Source organism: Draconibacterium sp. (genome assembly GCF_041583095.1).
In the GTDB taxonomy this organism is placed as follows: Bacteria; Bacteroidota; Bacteroidia; order Bacteroidales; family Prolixibacteraceae; genus Draconibacterium.
Window position 1 is genome coordinate 1 of the sequence record NZ_JBFHGM010000254.1, and the last position, 7,407, is coordinate 7,407.

Consider the following 7,407-nt stretch of genomic DNA (forward strand, 5'->3'; position numbering starts at 1 on the left):
CACGTTCTGCCGAACTTGTTATCATCGTTTCCTTGTGATTGATCTGTGTGATGATAGATTCAATCTCCGGGTCGTTGTCTTTTATTTCGATGGCGATAGCACCTTGTCCACAGGCCGGTATCATGGTTTCTGTGTCCAGAATTTCGGTGATCGCTTCATCCATTTCCAAACGTTGTAATCCGGCTCCTGCCATAATCATCGCATCGCAATAACCTTCATTCATTTTGCGGATGCGCGTATTTACATTTCCTCTGATTTCGACAATATTAAAATCCGGATTCAAGCGTAGCAATTGTGCTTTGCGTCGTAAACTAGAGGTTGCGATTGTGTGCTCCGAAGTCAGTTCCGAAAGTTCTAAATGATCTTTGCTGACCAGTGCATCGTTAACGGTGCCTCTTTCCAGTACAGCTCCCAGTTTTGTTCCTTCAGGGAAAATAGTGGGAAGGTCTTTTAAACTGTGCACGGCCATGTCGATCTCATTGTTGAACATGGCCACTTCCAGCTCTTTGGTAAATAGCCCTTTATCGCCGATTTTTGACAACGGGACATCCAGAATTTTGTCGCCTTTTGTTTTTATAACGACAATCTCAAATTGCTTTTCAGGGAATTTTGGTGTCAGTTCATCTTTTACCCTATAAGCCTGATATAAGGCAAGTTTACTGCCTCGTGTACCAATGCGAATTATATGTTTCATGGAGCGAGCTTGAACAGATCGTTAACGAGTTCGATGTATTCTTTTTTACGCCCGTTATCGGTGATCGATTTAACGTTTTTAATCATCAGGCGAATAAATTTGTTGGTAATATGATCGGCATACATCGAAGCTTCATCGGTGTTGTCTTTCGACTGTCGTTTGATAAAACCTTCGAGTTCGGCCTCATTTATTTTCTTAAAATTATCGCTGATGCTTTGGAAAGTCGGAGTCAGATTACGGGTGTGTTGCCAGTCGCTAAAATCGGTAACAAACTCAGCAATGATAGTTTCTGCTTTTTCAATTTCACCCTTACGAATGTCAAATGTTTTATCCACAACGGCATTTAAATCGTCGATATCGTTAACAAAAACATTTTCGATTTCTGCTACGTCCGGTGCAACGTTGTGCGGTACCGAAAGATCAACAAAAAACATTGGTTTATTTTGTCTTTCAATCATTACCTGTTCGACCATCTCTTTTGTAATAAGTGGCTTTTTCGATGCGGTTGATGTAATTACAATATCGTTGTGAACCAGTTCATTCTGCAGTTCCGAAAACTCTTTTGCTACACCTTTGTAGCGTTTCGCCAGTTCTTCTGCTTTTTCTGCAGTACGGTTAATAATGGTGAACTTGTTGCAACCTTTTTTCAGCATGTTTTGCAGTGTGAGTTCACCTGTTTGACCAGCACCAAGTAATAATGTTGGATGCGAACTAAGATTATGCAGTTTTTTGTTCGCCAGTTCAACGGCAGCGTAACTAATTGAAACGGCTCCTTTTGAGAGTGCAGTTTCTGTTCTAACTTTTTTACCGGCCTCAAAAGCTTTGTTAAACAGGCGAATTAGCGTTGGAGTGTGCAGCTCATATTTGTCGGCAATGGCAAAAGCATCTTTCAACTGGCCAACAATCTGGTATTCGCCCAGCGCCATCGAGTCGAGGCCCGATGCTACACGGAATAAATGTTGCGAAGCTTCGTCCTGAAATTTATGGTAAAAATGTGCTCCCACACTTTTATCCGCTTTCCTCCAGTCAAAAAGCATTTTTGCCAATGTTGATGTACAGTCAAAAATGTCTTTTTCCGGGTAGTCAAAATATATTTCGGTACGGTTGCATGTCGAAACAACGATTGCACCGTTAATACCTGCGTCGATTAATTGCGGCACAAAACGCTTCACATCTTCTTCGCAAAAAACAAATTTCTCGCGAACTTTTATCGGAGCAGTTTTGTGGTTTAATCCAAGTAATCCTATCATGAATGAATTGATTAAGTCTTGATTTTGAAACAATACTATTAAAACAATCTGTAGAAAATCTGTAGAAAAAACCAGATTTGGAGGGGTATTGAACAAAGGCTTGTAAGTGTTGTGTTAATGTATCAGAAAAACAGGAGATTAAGCGGTGTTGTTATTTTGAGATTCAGTCTTCAAAATTCTTTGTTTCCGGGTTAAAAATAATACTAAAATTGTGCAGATTGTTCTCATAGGAATAAAGGGCCTTAAAACCCGAAACTTCGCATATTTTCTGAACGATGGCAAGCCCCAATCCAACCGAATGATCGGATGATGATGATTTGTAAAATCGTTTAAAAATATCGTCGGCAGTTCCCTGAATTTTTTCACCGCTGTTGGCAATCGTGAGTTGTTTTTCCGTTGTGGATATTGAAATAGAACCGTTTTTGTGATTGTGGCGGATGGCATTTTTTAACAGATTGGAAATAAGAATGTCGGCCAGGTACGGATTCATTTCAACAAAATATGCTTTGTCGGGGCTTTCCACCGAAATCTTTTTGCTTGCGATAAGATCCTCGAGGAACGAAAGTTGGGTATTGATAATTTCAGTTAAATCAACTTCCTTAACTTCCGGAAATTGACGATTGCCGATTTTAGAAAGCAACAGCAATGTATTGGTCAGGCGCGAAAGTTTTGTGGAGGCTTCGTAGGCATCGCTAATTGTTTTTAGTTCTTTCTCCTGCATACAATCCGACTGCAGCAAAAGCTCCATTTTCGAAATAATTACGGCAATAGGAGTCTGCAGCTCGTGCGAGGCATTTTCAGTGTATTCTTTCAGGTTGTAATAATCGTCTTTAATGCGTTCGGTCATCGAGGTCAAAACCTTGTTTAACTCGTTGAATTCCTTTATGTCGCTTTCTTTCAACTGAAAATCTTCGTGGGTGTTCAGGTCGTATTTTTTTATTTTGTTGATGGTGTCGTAAAACGATTTTAGTGTTTTTTGCGAAATGTGCCGGTTTAGCACCAAAAGTCCTACAATAAGGGCAACTACCAAGAGAGTCATTGATAAGATGATGCGCACCATCAGGTTGTCGGTTTCGGCGTGCGATTTAAAGATTCGTACCAGGTATTTTTGTCCGCCAATCTCCGAAACAAACTGCAGTTGACGGTAAGCGGTGTAAGCGCCTGTTTCATTGTTCACAATTAGCGTATCGGAATAACCTTCAACCGGAGTTTGGTTAGCAGGAATCGGAGTTATTTCAACCTTTTTTTCAAAATCGGTCGGTGTGGTAGCAGCCGAGTGTGCGGATTTCAATTCGTTCAGAATACTTGTTTGCCGTTTTTGCAACTCAACATTTATATTTTGGTTAACCTGTTGGCGGAGTAAAAAATAAAAAGCGATAAGCCCTAGCAGAAAAATGAAAAGTGAAATGGAGAGGAAATTGAGACTTATTTTGGTGAGTAGTTTCATACTTTTTGCATGTCTGATCTATACTTTTCAAATAGAACACAAAGTCACTAAGGCACAAAACTAAACGAAAAAAGCACAATGTTTTTGTGTCTTTGAGTCTTTGTGTTTAATCTTTGTTTTTATCATTGTTCTGTATCGAATTTATATCCAACACCGTAAATGGTTTTTATATAATCAGTGCATCCTTTTTTTATCAGTTTCTTGCGGAGGTTTTTAATGTGGCCATAAATGAAATCGTACGAATCGGCAATGTCCATATAATCGCCCCAAAGGTGTTGTGCCAATCCGGTTTTGGTAATCACCTTGTTTTTGTTGGCCACAAAAAACTGAAGCAGTTCGTACTCTTTTTTTGTGAGTTGTAATTCCCTGCCGTTTACAAAAACCTGGTGCGAGTCGGGGAGGATTTTTATTTCATTAACGAGAATATGATTGTCGCCATCAAAATTAATCCGCCGGTTTATCGATTTTAGGTGGGCATTTAATTCGGCCAGGTGAAAAGGTTTTGTGAGGTAATTATCGGCACCAATTTCAAGCCCTTCAATTCTGTTTTCCACCGAATCGCGTGCTGAAATAATAATGATCCCCATTTTTTTATTGTCCTTTTTTACCTGCCGGATAAGGTCGAGCCCACTGCCGCCGGGTAAATTAATATCCACTAAAATACAATCGTAAAAATGGATTTCAATATGTTCGGCCGCCGTGTTGTAATCATAGGCTGTTTCGCACACATAACCTTCATCGGTCAGGTACTGAAAAATGGCGTCGGATAAAGCTATTTCGTCTTCTATAATAAGAATCTTCATGCAAACTTCTTTTCAAATTGCAATATAATAACTTTTCAATCTTATGCCGTCATTTGTTCCAATTGAGTTAGAATATGATGCTTGAGTTATACCGTTCAAAAACTTTATAATTATCTTACGGCATGCAAAAAAATAAACTTTGTTGCCGTATTTATCCGGTGGTAATTATTCTTGTTTCAGCCGTTATTTCAGCTGCCATTTTTTATTTTAGGGAAGGAGCACACCAATTTCGTTTTCTAACTGAAAAGGGGGTCTTTTTTGATTTTTTTGGTATAAGTTTAGTGATTGCAGTGCTGCCGGTTGCACTATTTTATTATTTAAGCGAGAAAGAACAATTTCAGGATTCGGCACGGCCATTGTCTTTACTGGGGTTTATTCCTGCTCTGGTTTATTTGGTTTTCCTCATGTTATAGTTAATAAAATGGCACAACTAAGCTTATGAGGACCTGATTTTTTTCCTATCTTTCCGCAACAAAAGAAAGTTATGTCAAAGTTCCCGTTTTATCAGCAATTTGATGCAATGGATTGCGGCCCTACGTGCTTGCGTATGGTGGCTAAATATTATGGGAAACATTACACCACCGAATTTCTTCGCGAAAACTCTTACATCACCCGGGAAGGTGTGTCGTTACTGGGAATCAGCGATGCTGCTGAAGCGATTGGGATGCGCTCGATGGGAGTGAAAATTACTTTTCAGCAATTAAAGAAAGAGGCACCATTACCTTGTATTGTACATTGGGGACAGGAACATTTTGTTGTTGTTCATCAGTTTAAAAAAGGGAAAGTTTGTGTGGCGGATCCTGCTTTTGGACGGGTTGAATATTCGGAGAAGGAGTTTTGCGAAAAATGGATATCAACCGTTTCCGGTGGAGAGGAAAAGGGAATTTGCCTGCTTTTGCAACCTACTCCCGAGTTTTATCAAAGCGAAGACGACAAGGTTAAACGTACCGGATTTCAGTTTGTTTTTAATTACCTGAAACCGTATAAAAAACTGGTAATTCAGTTAATTCTTGGTTTCTTTCTCGGGAGTTGTATTCAGCTGGTATTGCCTTTTTTAACACAGAGCGTTGTCGATATTGGTATCAATAACCAGGATATCGGGTTTATTTACCTGGTTCTTATTGCGCAATTGGTTTTATTCATTAGCAGAATGTCGGTTGAGTTTATCCGTTCGTGGATTTTGCTGCACATCAGTACACGTATTAATATATCCATTATTTCCGATTTCCTGATCAAGTTGATGAAATTGCCTTTAGGCTTTTTCGACTCGAAAATGATCGGCGATATATTGCAGCGAATTGAAGATCACGACCGGATTGAGCGCTTTTTAACGGCCCAGTCAATCGGAGTGTTATTCTCGGTTTTTAGTTTGGTGGTATTTGCCATTGTGCTGGCCATTTACAGCTGGACCGTATTTTTGATCTTCATTGTGGGGTCGGCCCTGTATTTTGTCTGGATCTATGTTTTTATGAAACGCCGGCGCGAGCTCGATTTTAAGCGGTTTAGTAAACTTTCGGAAAATCAGAGTAAACTTATCCAGATTATTAACGGGATGCAGGAGATAAAACTGAACAACTACGAAAAGCAAAAACGCTGGGAGTGGGAGCGTGTTCAGGCCGGTTTGTTCAAGGTTAGTGTAAAGAGTTTGTCGCTGCAGCAATACCAGGATGCGGGTTCGGTATTTATAAATGAAACAAAAAACATTCTTATTATAATCATTTCTGCTACGGCGGTGGTAAATGGCGAATTAACCCTTGGTATGATGCTGGCTATACAATATATAATAGGGCAGCTAAATACACCTTTGCGTCAGTTGATTAATTTTATGCACACCGCGCAGGATGCCAAGATTAGTTTGGAGCGCCTCGCAGAGATACATGAGAAAAAAGATGAGAGTGAAGCCGGTAAGTCTTATGTGAGAAATCTGCCTGAAAATAAAGGGATATCGGTTAACGATTTGGTTTTTCAGTATGAAGGTCCGCGTTCGCCAAAGGTTTTAAATAATATCAATCTCGAGATTCCGGAAAAGAAGACTACTGCTATTGTTGGGACCAGCGGAAGTGGAAAAACCACACTGATAAAATTGTTACTCGGTTTTTATCCGCCCGTTGCCGGCGATATTAAAATAGGTGGAACGCGATTGGCAAATTATTCGCCGCAAATGTGGCGCGACAACTGTGGTGTGGTCATGCAGGATGGTTTTATTTTTTCCGACAGCATTGCGAAAAATATTGTGGTGAACGATGAACTCGTTGATCAGGAGCGTTTGTTGAATGCCGTTAAAATGGCCAACATACAGGATTATATTGAAGCATTGCCTTTGAGTTACAATACGAAAATAGGGCAGGAAGGTGTTGGTTTAAGTCAGGGGCAGAAGCAACGGATACTGATTGCCCGGGCGATTTATAAATCGCCGGAGTACCTGTTTTTCGATGAGGCAACCAATGCGCTTGATGCCAACAACGAGAAAATGATCATGGAAAATATGGACAAGTTCTCGGCCGGTAAAACAGTGGTGGTGGTGGCGCACCGTTTAAGTACGGTGAAAAATGCCGATCAGATTATAGTACTCGAAACAGGTGAAATTGTTGAACGCGGAACACACGAAGAGCTGATTACAAAACAAGGGAAATATTATCAACTGGTAAAAAATCAATTGGAACTGGGAAACTGATAAATTGCAGAACTGCTAAATTGTTGAATTGAAAAACTGTAAAATTGAAGATTATGCCAAAAGAATATCTGACATTGGAAAAAATAAGTGCTTATAAGATGGCATTTGCTTTTTCAAATGACATTTGGAAAGAAGTTTTAGGTTGGGATTATTTTGCCAAAGATACAGTTGGAAAGCAGTTAGTGAGATCGGTAGATTCTATTTCGGCAAATATTGCAGAAGGTTTTGGACGTTATTCTAAGAAGGATAAAGTTCGTTTTTACAGGATTAGTATGGGATCGCTTGAGGAAGTTGCCGACTGGATAAAAAAGTCATCGGCAAGAGAGTTGATTTCTTCGGAACCTGGTAATGATTATCTTGGGATTCTTGACGATTTAAGAAAAGAGATTTATAATCTGATAAACTATACAAACGAGAAACTGAAGTTCTAAGTTGCTGAAAACAATTTAACAATAGAACAATTTAACAATTGAGCAATACATTAGAGTGAGTTAAATAAAAACAAACAATAGATTCTGTGGCTGATGACAAAAAAATAG

General features: G+C 39.5%; 6 protein-coding genes. 2 read left to right on the forward strand and 4 right to left on the reverse strand.

Features of this window, described 5'->3' with window-relative positions; all coding sequences use genetic code 11:
- From hemC to ABZB17_RS18175, 4 genes are all read right to left on the reverse strand, one after another.
- The coding region (gene hemC / locus ABZB17_RS18160; RefSeq protein ID WP_372652243.1) for a hydroxymethylbilane synthase at positions 1 to 694 on the reverse strand (694 nt) is incomplete at its 3' end.
- The gene (hemA, locus tag ABZB17_RS18165; RefSeq protein ID WP_372652245.1) at positions 691 to 1,944 is read right to left on the reverse strand and encodes a glutamyl-tRNA reductase; all 1,254 of its coding nucleotides are present in this window, start codon (positions 1,942 to 1,944) and stop codon (positions 691 to 693) included. The genes hemC and hemA, both read right to left, overlap by 4 nt.
- A gap of 163 nt (positions 1,945 to 2,107) precedes the next feature.
- Positions 2,108 to 3,391 (reverse strand): sensor histidine kinase, encoded by a 1,284-nt coding sequence (locus ABZB17_RS18170; RefSeq protein ID WP_372652247.1) that lies wholly within the window; start codon positions 3,389 to 3,391, stop codon positions 2,108 to 2,110.
- A 122-nt stretch (positions 3,392 to 3,513) separates the two neighbouring features.
- Positions 3,514 to 4,194, reverse strand: a complete 681-nt coding sequence (locus ABZB17_RS18175) for a response regulator transcription factor (RefSeq protein WP_372652249.1) — start codon at positions 4,192 to 4,194, stop codon at positions 3,514 to 3,516.
- Positions 4,195 to 4,678: 484 nt separating this feature from the next.
- Here ABZB17_RS18175 and ABZB17_RS18180 point away from each other — a divergent pair, with 484 nt between their 5' ends.
- Both ABZB17_RS18180 and ABZB17_RS18185 read left to right on the forward strand, forming a co-directional pair.
- Positions 4,679 to 6,868 carry a peptidase domain-containing ABC transporter gene (locus tag ABZB17_RS18180; protein WP_372652251.1) on the forward strand — a complete coding sequence of 730 codons (2,190 nt, stop codon included), beginning with the start codon at positions 4,679 to 4,681 and terminating at the stop codon, positions 6,866 to 6,868.
- Between the two features lie 53 nt (positions 6,869 to 6,921).
- Positions 6,922 to 7,299 carry a four helix bundle protein gene (locus ABZB17_RS18185; protein WP_372652253.1) on the forward strand — a complete coding sequence of 126 codons (378 nt, stop codon included), beginning with the start codon at positions 6,922 to 6,924 and terminating at the stop codon, positions 7,297 to 7,299.
- Positions 7,300 to 7,407 lie beyond the last annotated feature (108 nt).

Coding starts and splice junctions, on each gene's coding strand:
- ABZB17_RS18185 (WP_372652253.1), top strand. CDS start 6,922: ATGCCAAAAGAATATCTGACATTGGAAAAAATAAGTGCTTATAAGATG.
- hemA (WP_372652245.1), bottom strand. CDS start 1,944: ATGATAGGATTACTTGGATTAAACCACAAAACTGCTCCGATAAAAGTT.
- ABZB17_RS18180 (WP_372652251.1), top strand. CDS start 4,679: ATGTCAAAGTTCCCGTTTTATCAGCAATTTGATGCAATGGATTGCGGC.
- ABZB17_RS18175 (WP_372652249.1), bottom strand. CDS start 4,194: ATGAAGATTCTTATTATAGAAGACGAAATAGCTTTATCCGACGCCATT.
- ABZB17_RS18170 (WP_372652247.1), bottom strand. CDS start 3,391: ATGAAACTACTCACCAAAATAAGTCTCAATTTCCTCTCCATTTCACTT.